The sequence below is a fragment of the Sphingomonas pituitosa NBRC 102491 genome (genome assembly GCF_001598435.1).
GTDB classification, from domain to species: Bacteria; Pseudomonadota; Alphaproteobacteria; order Sphingomonadales; family Sphingomonadaceae; genus Sphingomonas; species Sphingomonas pituitosa.
In genome coordinates this window covers 1-21,776 of record NZ_BCYY01000040.1, presented here as the reverse complement: position 1 = coordinate 21,776, position 21,776 = coordinate 1, and the positions used below count along the sequence as shown (strand labels likewise).

General features: G+C 70.9%; 27 protein-coding genes and 1 tRNA gene. 26 read left to right on the top strand and 2 right to left on the bottom strand.

From position 1 onward, the window contains the following. The 22 genes from SPI01S_RS20845 to SPI01S_RS20745 form a co-directional block, all read left to right on the top strand. The coding region (locus SPI01S_RS20845; protein ID WP_169804560.1) for a phage terminase large subunit family protein at positions 1-524 on the top strand (524 nt) is incomplete at its 5' end. 158 nt (positions 525-682) lie between these two features. Continuing rightward, positions 683-961 (top strand): EF-hand domain-containing protein, encoded by a 279-nt coding sequence (locus tag SPI01S_RS20840; RefSeq protein ID WP_066727157.1) that lies wholly within the window; start codon positions 683-685, stop codon positions 959-961. Then, on the top strand, positions 958-2,058 hold the full coding sequence (locus SPI01S_RS20835; RefSeq protein ID WP_066727155.1) for a phage portal protein: 1,101 nt from the start codon (positions 958-960) through the stop codon (positions 2,056-2,058). The genes SPI01S_RS20840 and SPI01S_RS20835 overlap by 4 nt, the downstream gene beginning before the upstream one ends. After that, positions 2,055-2,363, top strand: coding sequence for a DUF6127 family protein (locus SPI01S_RS20830; RefSeq protein WP_066727153.1), 309 nt, complete (start codon positions 2,055-2,057; stop codon positions 2,361-2,363). Before SPI01S_RS20835 ends, SPI01S_RS20830 begins: the two co-directional genes overlap by 4 nt. Further along, positions 2,360-2,728: an HK97 family phage prohead protease gene (locus SPI01S_RS20825; protein ID WP_066727152.1), complete on the top strand. Its 369-nt coding sequence runs from the start codon at positions 2,360-2,362 to the stop codon at positions 2,726-2,728. The genes SPI01S_RS20830 and SPI01S_RS20825 overlap by 4 nt, the downstream gene beginning before the upstream one ends. Positions 2,729-2,762: 34 nt before the next feature. Further along, positions 2,763-3,788 carry a phage major capsid protein gene (locus SPI01S_RS20820; RefSeq protein ID WP_084253658.1) on the top strand — a complete coding sequence of 342 codons (1,026 nt, stop codon included), beginning with the start codon at positions 2,763-2,765 and terminating at the stop codon, positions 3,786-3,788. A gap of 15 nt (positions 3,789-3,803) precedes the next feature. Next, entirely contained in the window at positions 3,804-4,070 is a 267-nt protein-coding gene (locus SPI01S_RS20815) for a spike base protein, RCAP_Rcc01079 family (protein WP_066727148.1), read from the top strand. A 133-nt stretch (positions 4,071-4,203) separates the two neighbouring features. After that, complete coding sequence (locus tag SPI01S_RS23305) at positions 4,204-5,424, top strand: hypothetical protein (RefSeq protein WP_066727147.1); 1,221 nt, start codon at positions 4,204-4,206, stop codon at positions 5,422-5,424. Between the two features lie 11 nt (positions 5,425-5,435). Then, complete coding sequence (locus SPI01S_RS22515) at positions 5,436-5,576, top strand: hypothetical protein (protein ID WP_157084822.1); 141 nt, start codon at positions 5,436-5,438, stop codon at positions 5,574-5,576. A 52-nt stretch (positions 5,577-5,628) separates the two neighbouring features. Beyond that, positions 5,629-6,192, top strand: a complete 564-nt coding sequence (locus SPI01S_RS20805; RefSeq protein WP_066727145.1) for a head-tail connector protein — start codon at positions 5,629-5,631, stop codon at positions 6,190-6,192. Then, on the top strand, positions 6,177-6,386 hold the full coding sequence (locus SPI01S_RS20800; RefSeq protein ID WP_066727143.1) for a hypothetical protein: 210 nt from the start codon (positions 6,177-6,179) through the stop codon (positions 6,384-6,386). Before SPI01S_RS20805 ends, SPI01S_RS20800 begins: the two co-directional genes overlap by 16 nt. Next, the gene (gene gp17 / locus SPI01S_RS20795) at positions 6,383-6,784 is read left to right on the top strand and encodes a tail completion protein gp17 (protein ID WP_066727142.1); all 402 of its coding nucleotides are present in this window, start codon (positions 6,383-6,385) and stop codon (positions 6,782-6,784) included. Before SPI01S_RS20800 ends, gp17 begins: the two co-directional genes overlap by 4 nt. 80 nt (positions 6,785-6,864) lie before the next feature. Further along, entirely contained in the window at positions 6,865-7,272 is a 408-nt protein-coding gene (locus SPI01S_RS20790) for a phage major tail protein, TP901-1 family (protein ID WP_066727140.1), read from the top strand. Further along, positions 7,269-7,583, top strand: a complete 315-nt coding sequence (locus SPI01S_RS20785; RefSeq protein WP_066727139.1) for a gene transfer agent family protein — start codon at positions 7,269-7,271, stop codon at positions 7,581-7,583. Before SPI01S_RS20790 ends, SPI01S_RS20785 begins: the two co-directional genes overlap by 4 nt. Further along, on the top strand, positions 7,583-7,774 hold the full coding sequence (locus SPI01S_RS20780; protein WP_174539147.1) for a phage tail assembly chaperone: 192 nt from the start codon (positions 7,583-7,585) through the stop codon (positions 7,772-7,774). Before SPI01S_RS20785 ends, SPI01S_RS20780 begins: the two co-directional genes overlap by 1 nt. Beyond that, positions 7,767-8,333, top strand: a complete 567-nt coding sequence (locus SPI01S_RS20775) for a tail tape measure protein (RefSeq protein ID WP_066727135.1) — start codon at positions 7,767-7,769, stop codon at positions 8,331-8,333. Before SPI01S_RS20780 ends, SPI01S_RS20775 begins: the two co-directional genes overlap by 8 nt. Then, a complete protein-coding gene (locus tag SPI01S_RS20770) occupies positions 8,333-10,591 on the top strand; it encodes a DUF2460 domain-containing protein (RefSeq protein ID WP_066727133.1) in 2,259 nt (752 codons plus the stop codon). Before SPI01S_RS20775 ends, SPI01S_RS20770 begins: the two co-directional genes overlap by 1 nt. Continuing rightward, positions 10,588-11,394 (top strand): phage/gene transfer agent baseplate hub protein, encoded by an 807-nt coding sequence (locus tag SPI01S_RS20765; RefSeq protein WP_066727131.1) that lies wholly within the window; start codon positions 10,588-10,590, stop codon positions 11,392-11,394. The genes SPI01S_RS20770 and SPI01S_RS20765 overlap by 4 nt, the downstream gene beginning before the upstream one ends. Beyond that, positions 11,391-11,777, top strand: a complete 387-nt coding sequence (locus SPI01S_RS20760) for an NlpC/P60 family protein (RefSeq protein ID WP_066727130.1) — start codon at positions 11,391-11,393, stop codon at positions 11,775-11,777. The genes SPI01S_RS20765 and SPI01S_RS20760 overlap by 4 nt, the downstream gene beginning before the upstream one ends. Beyond that, a complete protein-coding gene (locus SPI01S_RS20755) occupies positions 11,777-13,942 on the top strand; it encodes a phage tail protein (RefSeq protein WP_066727127.1) in 2,166 nt (721 codons plus the stop codon). The genes SPI01S_RS20760 and SPI01S_RS20755 overlap by 1 nt, the downstream gene beginning before the upstream one ends. Further along, complete coding sequence (locus SPI01S_RS20750) at positions 13,939-14,442, top strand: DUF2793 domain-containing protein (RefSeq protein ID WP_066727125.1); 504 nt, start codon at positions 13,939-13,941, stop codon at positions 14,440-14,442. Before SPI01S_RS20755 ends, SPI01S_RS20750 begins: the two co-directional genes overlap by 4 nt. A 108-nt stretch (positions 14,443-14,550) precedes the next feature. After that, complete coding sequence (locus tag SPI01S_RS20745) at positions 14,551-15,672, top strand: OmpA family protein (protein WP_066727160.1); 1,122 nt, start codon at positions 14,551-14,553, stop codon at positions 15,670-15,672. A gap of 315 nt (positions 15,673-15,987) precedes the next feature. Here the strand turns inward: SPI01S_RS20745 and ygfZ are convergent, their stop codons facing one another. Then, positions 15,988-16,722, bottom strand: coding sequence for a CAF17-like 4Fe-4S cluster assembly/insertion protein YgfZ (gene ygfZ, locus SPI01S_RS20740; protein WP_066727123.1), 735 nt, complete (start codon positions 16,720-16,722; stop codon positions 15,988-15,990). 45 nt (positions 16,723-16,767) lie between these two features. Here ygfZ and SPI01S_RS20735 point away from each other — a divergent pair, with 45 nt between their 5' ends. Continuing rightward, the gene (locus SPI01S_RS20735; RefSeq protein ID WP_066727121.1) at positions 16,768-18,093 is read left to right on the top strand and encodes a dihydroorotase; all 1,326 of its coding nucleotides are present in this window, start codon (positions 16,768-16,770) and stop codon (positions 18,091-18,093) included. A 43-nt stretch (positions 18,094-18,136) separates the two neighbouring features. On the opposite strand, the gene SPI01S_RS20730 is transcribed toward SPI01S_RS20735, so the two are convergent. Beyond that, positions 18,137-18,901 carry a DUF1134 domain-containing protein gene (locus tag SPI01S_RS20730; RefSeq protein WP_157084821.1) on the bottom strand — a complete coding sequence of 255 codons (765 nt, stop codon included), beginning with the start codon at positions 18,899-18,901 and terminating at the stop codon, positions 18,137-18,139. A 161-nt stretch (positions 18,902-19,062) separates the two neighbouring features. Here SPI01S_RS20730 and SPI01S_RS20725 point away from each other — a divergent pair. The 3 genes from SPI01S_RS20725 to SPI01S_RS20715 all read left to right on the top strand — a co-directional run bounded on the left by SPI01S_RS20725 (position 19,063) and on the right by SPI01S_RS20715 (position 21,684). Continuing rightward, positions 19,063-19,155: transfer RNA gene (locus SPI01S_RS20725), tRNA-Ser, on the top strand. A gap of 283 nt (positions 19,156-19,438) precedes the next feature. Next, positions 19,439-21,007 (top strand): aldehyde dehydrogenase (NADP(+)), encoded by a 1,569-nt coding sequence (locus tag SPI01S_RS20720; RefSeq protein ID WP_066727119.1) that lies wholly within the window; start codon positions 19,439-19,441, stop codon positions 21,005-21,007. A gap of 119 nt (positions 21,008-21,126) precedes the next feature. Next, complete coding sequence (locus SPI01S_RS20715; protein WP_157084820.1) at positions 21,127-21,684, top strand: hypothetical protein; 558 nt, start codon at positions 21,127-21,129, stop codon at positions 21,682-21,684. The last annotated feature ends 92 nt before the right edge of the window (positions 21,685-21,776 follow it).

Genomic DNA, 21,776 nt, shown 5'->3' with positions numbered 1-21,776 from the left:
GGGCGCGGCCCGACGATTTGGTGCGGGTGGTGGTCGGCGTCGATCCGCCCGCCGGGACCGAGGGCGATGCCTGCGGCATCGTCGCGGTGGGCCTCGATGCGGACGCGCACGGCTATGTGCTGGAGGATGCGAGCGTCGCGGGACTCAGCCCCGAAGGCTGGGCGGCGGCGGTGGCGGATTGCGTCGCGCGGTTCGAGGCCGAATGCGTGGTGGCGGAGAAGAACCAGGGCGGGGCGATGGTGGAAAGCGTGCTGCGCGCCGCGGATCGCCGGCTGCCGCTGCGGCTGGTCCATGCCAGCAAGGGCAAGGCGGCGCGGGCCGAGCCGGTGGCGCTGCTCTACGAGAAGGGCGTGGTGTGGCACGCGAGCGTGTTTCCCGCGCTGGAGGAGGAGCTGGCCGGGCTGCAGGCAGCCGGCGGATACCAGGGGCCCGGGCGCTCGCCGGACCGCGCCGACGCGCTGGTCTGGGCGCTGACCGAACTGATGCTGGGCCGACGCGGCAAGGCCGCGGTGCGGGTGGTGTGAGAACTCTTTTCTAAGCCCCTCCTCCTGGGAGGAGCGGTTGGGGGTGGAGGGATTCCAGAACGCCTGTTGGTCTCGGTGAGACACGGCCCAACCCCGAACCCCTCCCCTGAAGGGAAAAGGGCCTTTGACCGGATAGGAGACATTCAATGCGAAACTGCATGGCTGCAGGGCTGCTCGCCCTGCTGACGGGTGCGTGCGCGCTCGATGCGCAGACGGGCCTCGCGGTCGGCGCCGGCGTGACGGTGGCGGTGAACGATCGGGACGGCGACGGGATGCTCGATGCCGTCGAGGTGCAGGCGCTGGTGGAGAAGGCGTTTCCGCCGGACACGCTTGGCGGCGGCTTCTGGGACGGCATGCGGGCGAGCCTTGCCGCCGCCTATTGGGCGCGCGACCTCGATCGCGACGGCAGGCTCAGCGTCGCGGAGCTGGCGCGATGAAGTGGTTCGGGCGCAAGGCCGCGCGCGAGGGCCAGCGGCCCGCGCTGGCGCGGGGCGGCTGGGGCAGCTTCGGCGACTGGCCGCGCAGCTACGAAGTGCAGCTGCGCGAGGGCTATTGCCAGAACCCGGTGGCGCAGCGCGCGGTGCGGCTGGTGGCGGAAGGCGTGGGCAGCGCGCCGCTCCGCGGATCCGATCCGGCGCTGGTCGCGCTGGTCGTCGCCGCGTCGGGCGGGCAACGGCTGCTCGAGACGGTGGCGGCGCAGCTGCTGCTGCACGGCAACGGCTATGTCCAGGTGCTGACCGACGAGGGCGGCGGCGTGCAGGCGCTCTACGCGCTGCGGCCCGAGCGGGTGACGGTGGAGCCGGATGCCGGCGGCTGGCCGGTCGCCTATCGCTACCGGGTCGGCGAGCACGTCACCCGGCTGGCGGCGGACGATGGCGGGCGGCCGCAGATCGTGCATCTGCGCGCCTTCCATCCGGCGGACGATCATTATGGGCTCGGCTGCCTGGACGCGGCGGCGGGCGCCATCGCGATCCACAATGCGGCGACGCGGTGGAACAAGGCGCTGCTCGACAATGCGGCGCGGCCGAGCGGGGCGCTGGTCTATGATCCCGGCGACGGATCGGCGCTGGCGCCGGACCAGTTCGCCCGGCTGAAGGACGAGATGGAGGCCGGGTTCGCCGGCGCGGCCAATGCCGGGCGGCCGATGCTGCTGGAAGGCGGGCTCAAATGGCAGGCGATGAGCCTGACGCCCGCCGACATGGATTTCGTGGGGCTGAAGGCGACGGCGGCGCGGGAGATCGCGCTGGCCTTCGGCGTGCCGCCGATGCTGCTCGGGCTGCCGGGCGATGCTGCCTATGCCAATTACCGCGAGGCCAATCGGGCGCTGTGGCGACAGGCGATCCTGCCGATGGCGGAGCACCTGCTCGGCGGGCTCGCGCAGGGTCTGGGTGCCTGGTTCCCGCAGGCGGCGCTGGCGGTGGACCTCGATCGGGTGCCCGCGCTGGCCGAGGAGCGCGAGTTGCTGTGGCGGCAGGTCTCCGGGGCCGATTTCCTGACCGATGACGAGAAACGCAAGCTGGTGGGGTTGTCATGAACGACGGGACGATGCTGGGCCAGCTGATCGCGCAGGCCGAGGACGAAGGCGCCGAGCTGACGACGCTGCGTGCCATTGCCGAAGAGGCGGGCACGGTGGGCGCGGATCGCGCGCTCGCCCGGCTGGGGCTGGAGGATGCCGGCGCCGCCAAGGACATGGCCGAGCTGCGCGAGCTGCTGAGCGCGTGGCGCGATGCCAAGAAGTCGATGATCAAGGCGGTGATGCAGTGGCTGGGCCGCACCGTGGCGGCGCTGGTGCTGGTGCTGCTGGCGATGCGGATGGGCTTTCCGGGCTGGCTGAAATGAGCGTGCGCTTCGCGGGCTATGCGGCAGTGTTCGACCGCGAGGATCGCGGCGGCGACGTGGTGCGGCCGGGGGCGTTCGGGCGCGTCGGGCCGGTGCCGCTGCTGTGGCAGCATGCCGGCCGTCCGGTCGGCACGATCGAGGCGATCGGCGAGGATGCGCGGGGGCTGCGGGTGATCGGCCGGGTCGATGATGCGCGGCTGGCGGCGCTGGTCGCGGACGGCGCGGTGGCGGGGCTGTCCTTCGGCTACCGCGTGGCGGCTGCGCGGCGCGGGCGGGTGCGCGAGCTGACCGCGCTCCAGCTGATCGAAGTGAGTCTGGTGGCCGAACCGATGCAGCCGCTCGCGCGGGTGCATGCGGTCGGCTGAATTTTTTCCGATTTTTCTGGCGTGGGAGAAGACCATGGATGCGATGGAAACGAGCTTCGAACAAATGACGCTGCCGCCGGTGCGGCCGATGCTGGCGGGCGGACGGCCGGCGGCAAGCGCGGCGTTCGACGGCTATGTGCGCGGCGGCGTGGAGACCAAGGCGCTGTCGGGCGCGAGCGGCGGCGAGGGCGGCTATGCGGTGCCGCGCGAGATCGACGCGCGGATCGATGCGACGCTGCAGGCGATCTCGCCGATCCGCGCGATCGCCAATGTGGTGAAGGTGGGGTCGAGCGGCTATCGCAAGCTGGTGGCGAGCGGCGGCTTCGACAGCGGCTGGGCATCGGAGACCGCGGCGCGGCCTGCTACCGCGACGCCGACCTTCAACGAAGTCGCGCCGCCGTTCGGCGAACTCTATGCCAATCCGGCGGCGAGCCAGGCGATGCTCGACGACGCGATGTTCGACGTCGAGGCCTGGCTGGCCGACGAGATCGCCCGCGAATTCGCGGCGGCCGAGGGCACTGCGTTCGTCAGCGGCACCGGCACCAACCAGCCCAGGGGCTTCCTCGCGGGGCCGACCTCGACCGCGGCGGACGCGGCGCGCGCCTTCGGCACGCTCCAGTATCTGGCGACGGGCGCGGCGGGGGCCTTTGCCGCCAACCCGGAAGAGAAGCTGATCGACCTGGTCCAGGCGCTGCGCGCGCCCTATCGCCAGGGCGCCGCCTGGGTGATGAACTCGGCGACGCTCGCGCGGATCCGCAAGTTCAAGACCAGCGACGGCCAGCTGCTGTGGCAGCCCGGCATTGCCGCGGGCCAGCCGGCGACGCTGCTCGGCTATCCGGTGGTCGAGGCCGAGGACATGCCCGACATCGCCGCCAACGCCTTCTCGGTGGCCTTCGGCAATTTCCAGGCCGGCTATCTGATCGCCGAGCGCGGCGACACCCAGCTGCTGCGCGATCCCTATTCCAACAAGCCGTTCGTCCATTTCTACGCGACCAAGCGGCTGGGCGGCATGGTGAGCAATTCGGAGGCGATCAAGCTCCTGAAGTTCGCTGCGAACTGAGCCGGAGGGGGGCATATGGCAGACAGTTTCGCGAACCGGGCCGACGATGTGTCGGCCCCGGCAACCTCGGCCGTGGCGGTGGTGCCGAGCGACACGGTGGCGCTGACCGACATTCCCAAGGCGCTGTACGTCGGCACCGGCGGTACGGTGACGATGCGCGGGGTGAACGGCAGCGCCGACACGGTGTGGAAGAATGTGGCGAGCGGCACGATCCTGCCGTTCCGCGCGCGGTACGTGCGGGCGACCGGCACCAGCGCCGCCGACCTGCTGGCGCTCTATTGATGGACGGGCTTTCGCTTTCCATCCCGGCGGTGGCGCGCAGACGCGTGCCCCCGCCGGCCGGGCTCTCGACGCGGGTCGACCGCACCACCAGCACCGTGGATTCCACGCTGCGCAGCACCGACAGGAGCTGAGCATGGCCAAGCAGAACATCAATGTCGGCACCGTCGCCAACGACGGCACCGGCGATACCGAGCGTGCCGCCTGGATCAAGGCGAACGCCAATTTCGACGATCTGTACGACGCCGCGGCGCGGCTGCCCAGGATCGAGAAGACCGCCGCCTATACGGCGACGAGCGACGATTGCGGCCAGTCGATCCGGGCGGATGCGAGCGGCGGCGCCTTCGCGATCACCCTGCCCGCAAGCGCGGTGCGCGACGGCGACTTCCTGCGCGTGCAGAAGGGCGACGCCGGCTCCAACCGGGTGACGGTGCGCAACGCCTCGGCCAGCGACCTCGCCTGGCTGTCGGCGCAGGGCGACGCGGCGTGGTTCGTCTGGTGGAAGGGCGCGTGGGAAGCGTTCGACTGGCGGATTGCGCCGCTGCGGATCGTCTACACCAGCTCGGGCACGAGCATCCGCCCGCCGCTGGCCAGCGGTCTGGAGGTGATGGCGATCGGCGGCGGCGGTGGCGGCGGATCGGGGCGCTGCGCCGCCAATGCCTCCAACCGCACGGGCGGCGGCGGCGGCAGCGGAGGACTGGTGCAGCAGCTGCGCTTCCCCGCCGCTGCGCATGGCGCGAGCGAATCGGTGACGATCGGTGCCGCCGGCAGCGGCGGCACCGCGGCCGGCACCGTGGCCGGCAACGGCGTGGCGGGCGGTGGCGGTGGCGCCAGCCTGCTCGGCACGCTCGTCCGCGCGGAAGGGGGCAACGGCGGCGCGCCCGGACAGACGGGCAACGCGACGGGCGGTGCGGCGCTTGCCGTCGGAACCTTCGGCGCGGTCGGCAGCGGCGGCGGGAGCGCGCCGAGCGGCGCGGCCGGGACCGGGGGCGCGGGCGCGACCGGCGGGGGTGCCGCGGGGGCGAGTATCGACGCCACCAACGTCGTGCGACCAGCGGCCGCCGGCGGTGCCGGATCGAGCCACGCAGGCGTCTCCGTCGGCGGCGGCGCGGCGGGAACGGCCGCAAGTGCTGCCGGTGCGGCGGGCAGCGCCGCGGATTCCGTCGTCCAGTCCGGCGGCGGCGGCGGTGGCGGCGGCTATTCGGGGAATATCACGGGCAATGGCGGCGCGGGCGGTGCCGGGGGCGCGCCGGGCGGCGGCGGCGGCGGCGGCGGCGCGTGCGATGTCGGCTTCGTCTCGGGCGCGGGGGGTGCGGGCGGCCGCGGCGAAATCCGCGTCGTCTGGACCTTCGGCTGAGGAGCGCGGCAATGGCAGTCTATCTGGTGCGCCAGGAGGGCGCGGTGATCAACCGGATCGAGTGGGACGGCGTGACCCCCTATGATCCCGGCGAAGGGCGCACGCTGGAGCCTGAAGCGGCACCCGAGCCGGACGCTGCGGAGGCCGAATAGCGGCACCCTGCCGCGCGGAACCGCGGCGGCAACCAACAGTGGGAGAAACATCATGGACGCACCGCCCTTTCCGGCGGCGGCGATCGCAAGCGCGTGCGCGGCGGTGAAGGCGTATATGCGGATGGAAGGCAGCGCCGACGACACGGCCGTCACCACCGCCGTTCGCACCGCGCTGGCGCTGGGGGAGGCCTTTACCGGCTCCGCCTGGATCGCGCGGCCCTGGCAGGCCTGGCTCGGCCGGTCGGCCGACTGGCAACGGCTGCCCGTGGCGCCGGTGACCGCGATCAGCGCGGTCGAGACCGTCGATGGCGCCGGCACCGGGATGCCGCTGCCGGTACATGCCTACACCCTCGATCTCGATGCGCGCGGCGAGGGATGGGTGCGCCTGGCCCCCGCAACCGCGATGCGGGTCCGCGTGACCTTTGCCGCCGGGACGGCGGCGGGCTGGGAAGACCTGCCGCCACCGCTTGCGCAGGGCGTGGTGCTGCTGGCGGCGCATCTGCTCGAGGCCCGCGGCGACGCCGCGGTGCCGCCGGCGGCGGTCGTCGCGTTCTGGCGGCCGTGGCGGCGGCTCCAGTTGATGGCGGGGGTGCGGCGGCAATGCTGGAGCAGCTGACCACGCGCGGCGAGGCCGCTGGACGCCGTGCAGCCGGCGATGCGGCCGCACGGCTGGGCGAACGGGTGCGCGAGGCGGTGCCGGGCGTGTCGGTTGCCGTCGACGCCGGCAGCGTCACCCTTTCGGAGCGCGGCCTGTGGCGGCGCTGGCTCGCCGATCCGGCGCTGCGCTGGCTGGGAGGGCTGTTGCGATGAGCCCGCAGGAAGCGATCACCGTCGCCCTGCGCGCGGCGCTGACCGGCACGGGCGCCTTGTCCGCCCCGGTGAACGGCGTGTTCGACGCGCCGCCGCAACGGGCGGTGCGCCCCTATCTGCTGATCGACGATCCGGTGCTGAGCGACTGGAGCACGAAGGACCAGGAGGGCCGCGAGGTGCGCACCGCGGTGCTGGTGCGGGACGCCGGCCAGGCGCGGCCGCGGGTGCGGGCGCTCGCCGCGGATGTGGAAGCGGCGATCGCGGCGATGCCGGCGGCGCTTGGCGGCGGGTGGCGGATCGCCAGCCGGGTGCTGGTCCGGTCGCGGACGGTGGACGAGGGCGGCGGGTCGCTCACCGGCATCGTCGAGCACCGTGTGCGGATGCTGCGTACTTCCTAGCCCCGCCCCCTCGGCGACGGCCCCACCCCCGGCCCCTCCCCTGAAGGGGGGCCTGGATGCGATACCAATAGGAGAACGACATGGCAGCGGAAAAAGGCAGCGCCTTCCTGCTCAAGGTAGGCAATGGCGCGACGCCGGTGGTCTATGCCACCGTGGCGGGGCTGCGGACGACGCAGCTCTCGGTGAACGGCGAGGCGGTGGCGATCACCAGCAAGGATTCGGGCGGCTGGCGCGAGCTGTTGTCCGGCGCCGGGGTGCGATCGGTGAGCGTGTCCGGGGCGGGCGTGTTCACCGGATCGGCGGCGGAGGTGCGGGTGAAGGCCAATGCGCTCGCCGGCACGCTCGACGACTATCGGCTGAGCTTCGAGAGCGGCGAGACGATGAGCGGCCGGTTCCTCGTCACCCGGCTAGACTATGCCGGCGATTTCAACGGCGAGCGCAGCTACACGCTGAGCCTGGAAAGCTCCGGGCCGGTGGTGAGCGCGTGACCGGTGCGGCCAACCCGGTGCGCGGCGAGGCGACCTTGCGGGTGGGCGGGGTGCCGCTGGTGCTGCGCCCGAGCTTCGAGGCGCTGGTCGCGGCCGAGGCCGAGCTGGGCCCGCTGTTCGCGCTGGTCGAGCGCGCGGCGGACGGGCGGCTGGGGCTGGGCGAGATGGTCGCCCTGTTCTGGCACTGCCTGAAGGCCGCGCCCGACGGGCTGACGCGCGAGGCTTTCTCGGAAGGCGTGGCGGCGGCAGGACTGGTGGCGGCGACCCCGGCGCTCAAGGCGCTGATCGGCCAGATCCTGGCAGGGCGGTGATGCGCTTCGCCGATGCCGCCGGGCGGCTGGCCGGGCTGGCGGGGCTCGCCTTCGGCTGGAGCCCGGAGCGGTTCTGGCGGGCGACGCCGGCCGAGCTCGCGGCGCTGGTGACGGCGGCGGCCCCTGAAACCGGGGAGCCGCCCACGCCCCAGCTGATTGCACGATTGCAGGAGCAATTCCCCGATGGATGAGGAAATCGAACGGCTGGTGGTGTCGGTGCGGGCCGATACCACCGGCTTTGCACGCGACGTGGACGCGATGCGCGGCACGCTGGAGGGCCCGCTGGCCGTCGGTGTGGATCGCGCCGGGAGAAGCATCGAGACGACGCTGCTGCGCGCGGCGCAGACCGGCAAGTTCGGGTTCGACGATCTCGCGAAGATCGGCGTGAAGGCGCTGGACGAGATTGCAAGGGCGGCAGTCGGCATCGCCTTTCCCTCGATCGGCGGCGGTGGCGGGGGTGGCGGCGGCGGGTTGCTGTCGCTGCTGGGCGGGCTGCTCGGCCTGCCCGGGCGCGCCACCGGCGGTCCGGTGAGCCCCGGGCGCCCCTATTGGGTGGGCGAGCGCGGGCCGGAGCTGTTCGTGCCGACCAGTGCGGGGCAGGTCGCGCCGACGGCGGGCCAGGGCGGCGGGCGCGATGTCCGCGTGTCGATCACGGTCAACGCCGCCGCCGACGCCGCGCCGCGGGCGCTTGCCCAGTCGAGCCGGCAGGTGGCGCGGGCGGTGCGGTCGGCGCTGGCGGGGCTCGACTGATGGGCTGGTGGCTCGCCGACCGGCGGCGCGACCAGGCGGCGGGCGTGATCAGCCGGTTCGACCCCGTCTACTGGACGGTGAACTTTCCCCGCCCGATGATGGCGAGCGTCGTCACCACCGCGCCCGATGCGCTGCGCGTCGACCTGGTTTTCCAGCGGCGCGGCGATCTCGCCGGGCTGATCTGGGAGGCGGAGGATCGCTGGGACCATCCGCTGCTCGCCTATGCGACGCAGCGTGACTTTCGCGGCTGCCGCTTGCGGTTTCGCTGGCGGTCCTCGGGCGTGATCGCGCTCGACGCCGTCCACGGTCCGGTACTGACGATCGAGGGGCGCGACGAACAGGGAGCGCCGCGCGCCTGGTATGTGCGGCTGTGGAACTATGCCAGCGGCGCGCCGGACGATGCCGAGGTGTCGATCGATTTCGCGCAGGTGGCGGGCGGCTTCCAGCTGCCGGGCCAGGCCGATCCGGTATGGGCCGGGGACGTCGACCGGATGTTCTTCTCGCTGGTGCCGCCCGGCTATGTCGCGGGCGATGCGACGGCGCTGGCGGCTGCGATGGAGGGCTGGGTCGAGCTGGCCGGGATCGCGTGCGACGGCCCGGGCGCGGTGCTGGCCATCGGCGAGGTGGTGGTGCCCGAACACGGCCTGTCGATCGCGACCGGCTATGACGACGGCTATAACCAGACGCCCGCGCGACTGCTGCGCAATGCGCTGCAGCTCGGCTATCGCGGCGACATTCTCCATTATGTGGGGATGAGCCACTATTTCCGGCTCGAACCCGTCTCGGGCGGCTTTTACGCCAGCCTGGCCGGAGGCGTGCTCAACCGGGCGTGCACGGCCTGGCACGCCGATTTCGCGGCGCGCGCCAAGGCGCTTGGCTATGGCTTGATCTGGTCGCTGAGCTACGAGCTGCTCGACCAGCATTGCTGGGGCGACTGGAAGCAGCGCGCGGCGGACGGCAGCCCGGCGCTGACCGGGTGGAGCCCGCCCTCGACGCTGCTCTCGCCGGCGCATGGCGGGGCGATGGCCTATCTGCGCGCGGTGGCGGTGGCGTTCGTGGGGCTGGCGCAGGCCGCGGGGCTCGAGGTGAAGGTCCAGATCGGCGAGCCCTGGTGGTGGGTGACAGCCGATGGCCGGCTGTGCATCCACGACGCCGCGGCGCAGGCGTTGCTGGGCAATCCGGCGGCACAGAACCTCAAGGGTGCGGTGAACACGGCGGTGCTCGATGCGGCGGGGGGGCTGCTCGCCGCGTCGACGCTCGCGCTGCGCTACGCGGTGCAGGCCGCCGCGCCGGGCGCGCAGCTGCTGCTGCTCACCTATCTGCCGACCGTGCTCGATCCGGCGATGCCCGAGGCGAAGCGCGTCAACCTGCCGCTCGGCTGGGCGGCGCCCGCCTTCGATGTGCTGCAGCTCGAGGATTATGACTGGGCGGCGGCGGGCAATGCGGCGGCGTCGGAACGGGCGGTGGCGGCGGCGGAGGCGCGGCTGGGCTATCCGGCGGCGCGGCAGCATTATCTCGCGGGCTTCGTGCTGCGCGGCGAAGACAGGATCCAGTGGCGCGCGATCGCCGAGGCGGCCGAGCGCGGCCGCGCCCGCGGCGTCGCGGCGACCTATGTCTGGGCGCTGCCGCAGGTGGCGCGCGACGGTTTCACCCATTTCGACCAGGAGGCGGAGATGACGCCGTTCGACGACGTGTCCTTCCCGATCGCGCTGGGGCGCGAGGCGGAGGTGGCGCCCGAGCTTTCCACCGCGATCGTCACCAGCGCCGGCGGGGCCGAGCGGCGCAACGCCGCCTGGGCGCAGGCGCGGACGCGCTACGATGTGGGGCCGGGGGTGCGCTCCGAGGCGGACATCGCGGCGCTGCTCGCTTTCTACCGCGCCCGGATGGGGCCGGCGCGCGGATTTCGCCTGCGCGATCCGTTCGATTACGATGCGAAGGACCAGCCGCTGGGGATCGGCGACGGCCAGGTCGCGCGGTTCCAGCTGGTCAAGACCTATGGCGAAAGCGTGCGGCGGATCACCCGGCCGGTCGCCGGCACGGTGGCGGTGAAGCTGAACGGCGTCGCCACGGCGGCGTTCAGCCTGGGCGCGGGTGGGGTGGTGACGCTGGACGCGGCGCCCGCCGCCGGGGTGCGCGTCACCGCCTCCTTCCTGTTCGACGTGCCGGTGCGCTTCGCCGAGGATCAGCTGCGGGTGAGCCGCGCGACCTTCCTCGCCGGCGCCGCCGCCTCGGTGCCGCTGGTGGAGATCCGCGAATGACCTGGCTGGAGGGCACGCTGACCACCGTCACCCTGTGCTGGCGGATCGAGCGGCGCGACGGGGTGACGATCGGCCTCACCGCGCACGACCGCGACCTGCTGATCGACGGCCTGCTCTACCGCGCCGCACCGGGGATGACGCCGAGCGCGGTCGAGCGCAGTGCGACACTGGCGGCGGACAGCATGGACGTGCACGGCATGCTTTCCGGCGACGCCATTGCGGAGGCGGACCTGCTGGCCGGGCGCTGGGACTTCGCCCGCGTGTCGCTGTTCGCGACCGACTGGGCGGCGCCGGGGGAGACGGTGGCGCTCGGCGAGGGAATGATCGGCGCGATCGAGACGCGCGACGGCGCGATCACGGCGGAACTGCGCGGGCTCACCGCCGCTTTCGACGCGCCGGTGGCCGAGGCGACCTCGCCCGACTGCCGCGCCGAACTGGGCGATGCCCGGTGCCGGGTGGCGATGGCCGGCAGGCGGCGCTTCGCGCGCGTCGTGGCGGTCGCCGACGCGGTGGTGACCGTGGACGCGGCCGAGCCCGCCGAAAATGCATATGGCGCCGGGCGGCTGCGCTGGATCGGCGGGCCGAACAGCGGGCTGGAGGATGCGATCGCCGCTTCCGACGGCGATCGGCTGACGCTCCGCCGGCCGCCGCGCTTCGACGGGCTGGGCGCCTTGGTCGAGCTGATCGAAGGCTGTGACGGCCGGTTCGAGACCTGTTCGGGCCGGTTCGGCAACGCGGCCAACTTTCGCGGCGAGCCCTTCCTGCCGGGCACCGACCTGCTCACCCGGTATCCGGGCGCATGAGGGGCGCGGCTGTCGTCGCGGCGGCGCGGGCTGCGGTGGGAACGCCCTTCCGCCTGCACGGACGCGATCCGGACCGCGGCCTCGACTGTGTCGGGCTGGCGGCGATGGCGCTGCGGTGCGCCGCGCCGGACGGGTATCGGCTGCGCACCGGCGATGCCGCGGCGGTGGCGAAGCAGTTGCATGCGGCGGGCCTCGCCGAGGTTGCCGAGGCGGCGCCGGGGGATCTGCTGCTGTGTCGCAGCGGGCCCGGTCAGCTGCACCTCGCGATCCGCTGCGAGCATGGGATCATTCACGCCGATGCCATCGCCCGCCGGGTGGTGGAACGGCCCGGCGCCGCGCCCTGGCCGGTGCTGAGCTGCTGGCGTCTGCGGGAGGAAGACTGATGGCGACCGTGGTGCTGACGGCGGTGGGCGGACTGATCGGCGGGCCCTTCGGGGCGAGCCTGGGCGGATTGGTCGGCAACGCGATCGACCACCAGCTGCTGTTCCGGCAGGGGCCGCGGGAGGGCGCGCGCCTGACCGATCTGCGGGTGCAGACCTCGAGCTACGGCACGACCATTCCCAAGTTGTTCGGAACCATCCGGGTCGCCGGCTGTGTGATCTGGGCGACCGACCTGGTCGAGCATCGCGCCACCGAAAGCGGAGGCAAGGGGCAGCCCTCGACCAGTTCCTACAGCTATGCGGCATCGTTCGCGGTGGCGCTGTCGACGCGGCCCATCCTCGCCGTGGGGCGGATCTGGGCGGACGGCCAGCTGCTGCGCGGCGCGGCAGGCGACTTCAAGATCCGCACCGGCTTCCGCCTCCACACGGGCAGGGAGGACCAGCCCGTCGATCCGCTGATCGCCGCGATCGAGGGGACGGCCCAGGCGCCCGCGCATCGCGGCACCGCCTATGTCGTGTTCGAGGACCTGGAGCTGGCAAGCTTCGGCAACCGGATCCCGCAGCTGAGCTTCGAAGTGATCGCCGATGCGGCACCCGTGCCGGCCGGTGCGGTGGTGGAGGCGGTGAGCGGCGTGGCGGCGGACGGGCTGGACACGCCGCTCGCCGGATTCTCGGCGCAGGAAGCCACGCGCACCACGCTGGACGCGCTATGTGCGGCGACGGGCGCATGGGTCCATAGCGATGGCGCGGAGCTGCGTCTGCAGGCGGGCCCGGGCCCGGCGCGGGCGATGTCCGACGGTGGCGCCGGCGCCGATGCGCGGCCCGCCGGGCGCGGCGTGCGGGCCATCGCCGCGGCCGACGGCGCACCGCGACGGCTGAGCATCGGCTATTATGATCCGGCGCGCGACTATCAGGCCGGCGTCCAGCAGGCATCGCGGCCCGGCATGGGCATGCGGGAGACGCGGATCGATCTGCCGGCGGTGCTGGATGCGGGATCGGCCAAGGCGATGGCGGCGGGCGCATTGGCCCGCACGGACCTGGCACGCGAGCGACGTACGCTCACGCTCGGCTGGGATGCGCTGGCGCTGGCGCCGGGCGCCCGGATCACGATCCAGGATGCCCCCGGCCAATGGCGGGTGGATCGCTGGTCGCTCGAGAACATGGTCGTGAAGCTCGAATGCGTGCCGATCGCCGAGGCGCCGCTGGCAATCGCCGCCAGCGCGGGCCGGGCGGTGGCGGCACCCGACGAACAGCGCGGCAGCACGATCCTGCTGCCCTTCGAGCTTCCGCCGCTGGACGACGTGCCGGCGACGACCCCCAACATCGTCGTGGCCGCAGCGGGCTCGGCCTCGGGCTGGCGGCGCGCGGCGTTGCTCGCGAGCCTCGACGGCGGGGCGAGCTGGACGCCTGCCGGCGAGACGGCCTATCCCGCGACCCTCGGAACGGTGACGCTGCCGCCGGCGCCGGCGCGGGCGGCCGTGGTCGATCAGGCGAGCGTTGCGGAGATCGCGCTTGCCCGCCCCGACATGGCGCTCGCCAATGCCGACATGGCGGCGCTCGACGCCGGCGCGAACCTGGCGATGCTCGGCGACGAGCTGCTCCAGTTCGGCCGTGCGGAAAGCCTGGGCGGCGGGCGTTGGCGCCTGTCGCAGCTCTGGCGCGGCCGGCGGGGAACCGAGCCGGCGATCGGCACGCAGCGCCCGGGCGACCCGTTCGTGCTGGTGACGCGGGACACGTTGCAGCCGCTCGATCTGCGCGCTCCGATCGGCGCGGCCGTGCAGCTGCTGGCCCAGGGGGCGACCGACCCGATCGACCCGGCACCGGCGCACGCCCTTGCGACCGGCATCTCGCTGCTGCCGCCGTCCCCCGTACACTTGCGCGCAACTCGGTCGGGAGACGAGACGCAGCTGCGCTGGGTGCGGCGGAGCCGCATCGGCTGGACGTGGCGCGACGGCGTCGATCTGCCGCTCGGCGAAGAGAATGAACGCTATCAGGTGGAAATCAGCGGCGCCGGCCAGACCAGCATATCGACGACCGGGACGCCGGGCATGGTACTTTCCGCCGCCGACCGCGCAACGCCCCTGATCGTGCGCGTACGGCAAATCGGCACGCACGGGCTCTCCGCGCCCGCCGAGCTTTCCCTTCCAAGTCTTGGAGATGACCGATGACTGTTTTGCCGACGCCGCGTTTGTCGCTGCCGCTCCTCGAACCAGGGCAGGCGCAGAAGGAGATGTTCCACAACGAAGCCCTGGCGCTGCTCGACATCGCCGTGCAGGCTTCGGTGGTCGCCGCGATGGTGAACGTGCCGCCTTCCGCGCCGTCGGTCGGCCAGTGCTGGATCATCGGTAGCGACCCGCAAGGCGCCTGGGCCGGGCAGGCGGGCAAGCTGACGGGCTGGACCGAGGGCGGCTGGCGGTTCCTGGCGCCGCGAGACGGAATGCGCATCTGGGTGGTGGCCGACCAGGTGTTTGCGCTGCACAGCGGCGGAACATGGTACCAAGGGCGGACCTATGGAAGACTTTTTATCGAGGGACGTCAGGTAGTTGGCCCTCGAGCCGCGAATGTCGCGGAACCGACGGGTGGCGCAACGGTTGACGCAGAGGCGAGAAGGGCGATCTCTGCGGTCGTGCAAACGTTGCGCCAGCATGGGCTGATTGAAGCCAGCTAGCATGTGACGTTTGTGCAACAGTCCGCAGTTTTGTGCGCTTGCGCCGAAACTTTGGTTTGAGTAGTGAGTTTGGCCTGTCCGTATGGACGACCATGAAAGGGGATTATGATGCGGAAGCTTGCCGTCACTTTGGCGCTCGCCACGACCGCGCTGAGCACGCCCGCCCTCGCCCGCGACGACGCGTGGTACGTGGGTGTTGAAGGCGGCGCGATGCTGGTCGAGGACATTCACTTCGACGTTGGCGCCAGCAAGGATGTCGTGACGCAGAACAACCACGTCGGCTACGATGTCGGTGGGGAAATCGGGTATGACTTCGGTCCGTTCCGCGCGGAAGCCGAAGTAAGCTATCGCCGTGCACGTACGGACAGCGCCCGTACCGCGATTCTGCTGCCGACCGGCCCGGGCCTCGTTGCCCCGGCTGGCAGCTATGAACAGGCGAGCGGCAGCACCTCGGCGCTGTCGTTCATGGTCAACGGCCTGCTCGACTTCGGCGACGACAACGGCCTGCAGGGCTTCGTCGGCGGCGGTGCGGGTGTCGCCCGCATCAAGGATCGTCTGCGCGTCGGCGCGAACGACACCGTCAACGACTCGGACACCGTGTTCGCATGGCAGGCGCTGGCCGGCGTTCGCGCGCCGATCAACAAGAACGTCGACGTGTCGCTGAAGTATCGCTTCTTCAACGCGCCCGACGTGAAGCTGACCGACATCGGTGGCAACCAGTGGAAGGGTCGCTATCGCTCGCACAGCCTGCTCGTCGGCCTGACCTACAACTTCGGTGCGCCGGAAGAGCCCGTCGCTCCGCCGCCGCCGCCGCCGCCGGCTCCGGTCGCTGAGCCGGCTCCGCCGCCTCCGCCGCCCCCGGCTCCGGAAGCCAAGGTCTGCACGCCTGGGCCGTACATCGTGTTCTTCGACTGGAACAAGTCGGACGTCACGCCGGAAGCAGCGAGCATCCTGGACAATGCGATCAGCAACTATGCCGATTGCAGCAACACCAAGGTTGTCATCGCCGGCTACACCGACCGTTCGGGTTCGGCGAGCTACAACGTCGGCCTGTCGCAGCGTCGCGCGGACACCGTGCGCAGCTACATGGGTGGCAAGGGTATCCCCGACGCCGCTATCTCGGCGCAGGGCTTCGGCGAAAGCAACCCGCGCGTTCCGACCGCCGACGGCGTTCGCGAACTCCAGAACCGTCGCGTGGAAATCACCTACGGTCCGGGTTCGGGCATGTAATTGCCGCCTTCCCGCAAGGGATGGAAGCAAAGAGGGGAGACCGGGCAACCGGTCTCCCTTTCTTTTTGCGTGGGTGCCGGTTGCAAAAGCTGTGCGCTTTCCGGGCGGTGGGGGGGGACGGTTCAGGGTAAACGGGTGCCCGCTGCGATAGATTGAAGCGGACGTATCGTCCTCATTTCACGTCATCCCGGCGAAAGCCGGGATCCATTCGCCTCTCGCTATCGGCAGGCGCTGTGACGGAGCCCCTAATGTATCCCGGCTTCCGCCGGGATGACGGTTTGGTGATGGGCGACAGGGCCTTCCTAAGGGTGCGTATCAGGCTTCGGCGGCGATCGCCGCTGCGAGCCAATCGGGGAGGAGGGCATCGCCCAGCGCCTCGACCCGGCGCAGTTCCACCATCGTGCCGAGTTCCGGATAGGTGGCCCGCGTACGATCGCCCGGTTCGCCGAGCGGGGCGACGACCAGCCGGCGGTTCACCTTGGCGCGATAGTGCATCCGCGCGGTGTTTTCCTGGCCGACATAGCAGCCCTTGGTGAAGCTGACGCCGTGCAGTTCCTGCGCATTGCATTCGAGCCACAGCGTCTTGTCGCTGCCGAGCTCCGCCGCGCCTTCGGTGACGCCGAGCGACAGCCGGTGCGCGCGCCAGGCCTCGGCCGCGCTTTCCTCCGCTGCTTCGCCGATCCAGCGATAGCCCAGCGCAGGGAGGCGCGGATCCGGCGCCGCGCCCGGGCGTGCTTGCCGTGACCAATGGATGGCCGCTTCGATCGGCTCGATCGCGATCGCCCGGCGCAGCCGGTACATCGTCAGCCGCCGCGCGAGGGCGTCGCGCGCGCTCGCCTCGCAGTCGATCAGGATCGCGTCGCCTTCCGCCCAGAGCAGGAAATCGAACAGCGCCTTGCCCTGCGGCGTGAGCAGCGCGGCCCATTGCGGTGTCTGCGGCGTGACGCTGGCAAGATCCTGCGGCAGCAGGCCCTGCAGGAAGCCGCGAACATCGTCGCCGGAGAGGCGCAGCAGCGCGCGATCGTCTAGCCAGGTGCTGGTATCGTTCATGGCGAACAGGTAGGACGCGGCAAACCCTGACGAAAGAGGCAAGCCATGGCGAATGTCGAACTCAAGCTGCGCGGGGGCCGCGTGCATCTGCCGAGCGGCCCTGCCGACGTGGATGTCGGCGTTTCGGGCGGCAAGATCGTCGCGATCGGGAATGTCGGCGATGCGGACGAGACGATCGACTGCACCGGGCTCGACGTGCTGCCCGGCGTGATCGACAGCCAGGTCCATTTCCGCGAGCCCGGGCTCGAATATAAGGAAGACCTGGAGAGCGGGAGCCGCTCCGCGGTGCTGGGCGGGGTGACCGCGGTGTTCGAAATGCCGAACACCAAGCCCAATACCGACAGCGCAGCGGCGGTGGCCGACAAGCTCGCCCGCGCGCACCACCGCATGTGGTGCGACCATGCCTTTTATGTCGGCGCGACCAACCACAATGCCGAGCATCTTGCGGAACTGGAGCGCCTGCCGGGCACGGCCGGCGTGAAGATCTTCATGGGCGCCTCGACCGGCGACCTGCTGGTGTCCGACGACGCCAATCTGGCGCGGGTGCTCGCCTCCGGCCATCGCCGTGTGGCAATCCACGCCGAGGACGAGTTCCGCATGCAGGATCGGCTCGGCGAGCGCGTGCCGGGCGATCCCGCGTCCCATCCGGTGTGGCGCGACGACGAGAGCGCGATCCTGGCGACCCGACGCATCCTGCGGCTGGCGCGCGAAGCAAGGCGGCGGATCCATGTGCTCCACGTCACCACCCCGGCCGAGCTCGAGCTGCTGGGGCAGAACAAGGACATCGCGACCTGCGAGGTCACCCCGCAGCACCTGACGCTGGCGGGCGAGGACGCCTATCCGCGCATCGGCACCTATGCGCAGATGAATCCGCCGATCCGCTCGGGCGCGCACCGCGACGGGCTGTGGCACTGGCTGCGCCAGGGCGTGCCCGACGTGCTCGGTTCGGACCATGCGCCGCACACGCTGGAGGAGAAGGCCAGGCCCTATCCGGATAGCCCCTCCGGCATGCCGGGCGTGCAGACGCTGCTGCCGCTGATGCTCAACCATGTCGCGGAAGGGCGGCTGACGCTTCAGCGGCTGATCGACCTGACCAGCGCCGGGCCGCAGCGGATCTTCGGGCTCGTCGGCAAGGGCCGGATCGTGCCGGGCTACGACGCCGACTTCACCGTGGTGGACCTCAAGGCGCGCTGGACGGTGGACGAGGCCTGGCTCAGCTCGCGCTGCGGCTGGTCGCCGTTCACCGGCATGGAGCTGACCGGCCGGCCGGTCGGCACGATCATCCGCGGGCACCGGGTGATGTGGGAAGCGCAGCTCGCCGAGCAGGCGATCGGCGAGCCGGTGAAATTCGAATCGGTCGAGTTCGGCTGATGGCGGAAGGCGGGGCTGCCGGCGCGGCCCCGCCGCTTCCCGATCAGAAGGGCAGCCAGCGCTGCTTTTCGCTGAACTTCATGTAGCCGGCGTTCACGCCCAGCCGCCAGCCTACACCCAGCCGCACCGGGATCAGCACGACGTCGCCGCGGCGCAGGTACGAAGCCGAAAAGCCGCCGACCAGATAGGCATGGCCTTCGCCCTGCGGGAAGCGCTTGTAGATTTCCTGGCTGTCGTAGAGGTTGTAGACCAGCACGAACACCTTGTTGGCGTCGCCGCCCAGGTCGAAGCCGATCGACGGGCCGGTCCAGTAGATCGGGCGCTGCCCCTCCACCTTGTGGAACATCTGGCCCTTGCCGTAGCGCAGGCCGACACCGATGGCGCCCGAGGCCTCGCTGCCCGCGATATAGGCGTTGGGCCTGCCCTGGTCCTTCAGAATATCCTCGAGCAGCTTGGCGAGGCCCGAGGCACCCTTGCCGAACGTGCCTTCGGCTGCCGCGAGCAGATCGTCCTTCTCGAACGTGTCGGTCGCCGCCTGGCGCGCCGTCGTCGCGGACGAATCGGTGGCGGCGGGGCTTGCGGGCGCATTCTGGACCGGGGGCGGCGGCGCGGTGTCCGCCGGCGGATAGGATTCGGGCTGCTGCACGGGCGGCGGTGCACTCTGCTGCTGCTGCTGGGCAGGCGGCGACTTCAGGTCCGAATCGATCGCGGTATTGGGATCGATCGTCGTCATCTGTGCGGATGCGGGCAGGCTGCCCAGTCCGGCCAGGGCGACTGCCAGAAGCGTGAACCAACCCGATCGCATCATCAACATTTCCCGAACTTTGCTCGTTTTCGCCTGCCATCCTTAGGCAAGCGGTGCTGTCACGGCAATGAATGGGCGCCTGATCGAGTCGATTTCACGTCCATGTGTTATCCCCGTTGATTGCGGGCGAATGGCTCGTTATAGGGCACGACCTCGGCGCTTCCGGAGACGTGGGTGAGTGGCTGAAACCAGCGGTTTGCTAAACCGCCGTACGGGGATTACTCGTACCGAGGGTTCGAATCCCTCCGTCTCCGCCACCGGATCAGCCGATCCACCGCCCTGTTCCCATCAGACTTCCGGTCGAGCTCGGCACGGCTGGCCGGCCGCCGGCGCGGCCGAAATCCGCACGCGCCTGACATTTGGGTTAGCGCATTCGATCTGCGCGGAGTAATAGCGCCGCAGCACGGACCGGCATTCGCTTGATTTCCGGCCCGGGCTATCGGCATGGAGCGCCGGGGCGGTTGCACCGGGCGCTGCCAGCGCCTACGTCCCGCCACTACTGTTACCGCTAACTTCACGACCAATCGGAGAGATCTCGCCATGGCGCTGACCGGAGAATTGTTCATCGCATCGAAGCGCGTCGCCCGCGACGCCGGCTTCCGCGCCGTTGCCGCCGCCACCGGCAGCGAGATCGAGCCCAGCTTCAGCGTCGCGACGCTGGAAGACGTCGACGCCGCCTGCGCCGCCGCCGAGGCTGCGTTCCTGCCCTATTCGAGCCTGCCGCGCGAAGAGCGTGCGAAGTTCCTCGAAGCCATCGCCGAGGAGATCGAGGCGCTAGGCGACGAGCTGGTCGAGCGCGCGATGCAGGAAAGCGGCCTGCCGCAGCCCCGTCTCCAGGGCGAGCGCGGCCGCACCGCCGGCCAGCTGCGCCTGTTCGCCAAGGAACTGCGCCTGGGCGATTATCTGCGCGTCCGCATCGACCATGCAATCCCTGATCGCGCGCCGCTGCCCAAGCCCGATCTGCGCCTGCGCATGGTGCCGCTGGGCCCGGTCGCGGTGTTCGGCGCGTCGAACTTCCCGCTCGCCTTCTCGACCGCGGGCGGCGACACCGCCTCCGCACTCGCCGCCGGTTGCCCGGTGGTGGTGAAGGGCCATCCGGCGCACCCCGGCACCGCCGAACTGGTCGCCAGCGCGATCACCCGCGCGGCGCAGAAGACCGGCATGCCCGAGGGCGTGTTCTCGATGGTTTCAGGTCCGGCCAACGAGCTGGGCGAAGCGCTGGTCCGCGATCCGCGCATCACCGCGGTGGGCTTCACCGGCTCGCGCGGCGGTGGCCTGGCGCTGGTGAAGATCGCGCAGAGCCGCCCGGTGCCGATCCCCGTCTATGCCGAGATGAGCAGCATCAACCCCGTCTTCCTGCTGCCGGCGGCGCTGGAAGCCCGCGCCGAGGCGCTGGGCAAGGGCTATGTCGCCTCGGTGACGATGGGTGCCGGCCAGTTCTGCACCAACCCCGGCCTCGTGCTGGCGCTGGAAGGCCCGGCGCTCGATCGCTTCCTGGCGGCTGCCAGCGAAGCGATGCTCGGCGCGCCGGCGCAGGTGATGCTGACGCCGAACATCCACAAGGCCTATGCGAGCGGCGTGGCCAAGCTCGCCTCGGTCGACACCGTCGAGCAGATCGCACAGGGCGTCGAGGCCCAGGGCCCGACCTGCGGCCGCGCGGTGCTGTTCACCATGAAGGGCGCGGACTTCATCGCCGATCCGAGCCATGCCGAGGAAATCTTCGGCGCGACCTCGATGCTGGTGCGCTGCGCCGATGTCGCGGAGCTGAAGAAGGTGGTGTCGCTGCTCGAAGGCCAGCTGACCACCACGCTGCACATGGACGAGGGCGACATCGCCGTCGCGCAGGAGCTGCTGCCGTCGCTCGAGCGTCTGGCCGGCCGCATCCTGGCGAATGGCTGGCCGACCGGCGTCGAAGTGACCGACGCGATGGTCCATGGCGGGCCGTTCCCGTCGACCTCGGACGGCCGCAGCACCTCGGTGGGCACGCTGGCGATCGACCGCTTCGTGCGCCCGGTGTCGTATCAGGATCTGCCGGAAGCGCTGCTCCCGGCCGAACTGCGCGACGGTGCAGGCGTGCCCGCGCGCGTGGACGGCAAGCCGACGGTCTGAAGGTTGGTCCTCTAAATCCCCCTCCCGCTTGCGGGAGGGGGACTGGTTGGCTCGGCCGACGGAAGTTCCCAACTACCGCGTGCATTGAGTTGGCAGAGCTTCCGCTGTAGCAGGGCGCCATGAAATGGCTCGCAGTCGCCGCTATATGCATTGCTGGGTGGCTTGCGTTCTTTTCTCACGGAACGCGCAAATTGAACGGTCACGTCTTCGCCGTTCCGACTGCGAACGACATTGCCGATAGTTCCACGCCGTTTTTTCTTCCACTCCCTGGACCTGGAGATGGATTCTCCTTTTATCTCAATCCCGAAGCAAGTTTGCCCGCTCGCGTTCTGATTGGCGTTGAGAGCAAACGGGTGATTTGCTCGCGCGCCGCTGGTTCGGAGGCGCTCGTAAACGGCACGGTCTGCGCCGCGACGATGCCTACCTGGCGGGGTGTAGAACTGCAGAAGGTTCGCGATGGCGTGTTTTGGCGGTACGAACTGCCCCCTACGGGTAGCAACGTGTCGCCTACACCGGTGAATTGTTCGGCGCTCGCAGATCGGGGGGACGGCCTCTGCACCGCCGTGCTGCCGTACAATGATCTTGTTTTGTCCATCCATCTGCGGGACAGCCAAATGCGGTCGCTTGAAGCGTTGTACGACGACGCTGTAAGCAAGCTGAAGAGCTGGGAGCGCTAAAGCTCTCAATCCTCCCCCGCGAGGGGGAGGTGGCGCCGAAGGCGACGGAGGGGGAGGTAAGCGACCAACCAGCCGGCGTGCTTCCTCCCCCC